This is a genomic window from Pseudomonas sp. 51_B (assembly GCF_017491595.1).
In the GTDB taxonomy this organism is placed as follows: Bacteria; Pseudomonadota; Gammaproteobacteria; order Pseudomonadales; family Pseudomonadaceae; genus Aquipseudomonas; species Aquipseudomonas promysalinigenes.
Window position 1 is genome coordinate 1 of record NZ_JAFGYW010000580.1, and the last position, 243, is coordinate 243.

Sequence of the window (243 nt, forward strand, 5' to 3'; positions counted from 1 at the left end):
TTTGCCTGTTCGCCTTCAAGCTCGAGGTGTTCACCGCCGACATCTGGGCCGTGGGTACTCCCGAGCTTGGCAGCGTGATGAACCAGGTACGCAACATGATGCTGGTCACCGTCTGGGTGTTCATCGGTATCGAAGGCGCCAGCGTTTATTCGGGGCGCGCACAGCGCCGGTCGGATGTCGGCAAGGCCACGGTGGTGGGGTTTCTCGGGGTGTTGGCACTGTTGGTGTTGGTCAATGTACTGT

General features: G+C 60.1%; 1 protein-coding gene. It reads left to right on the forward strand.

Translation table 11 applies throughout. From position 1 onward, the window contains the following. On the forward strand, positions 1–243 hold a 243-nt coding region (locus tag J5M56_RS26280), incomplete at both ends, for an amino acid permease (protein WP_207938222.1).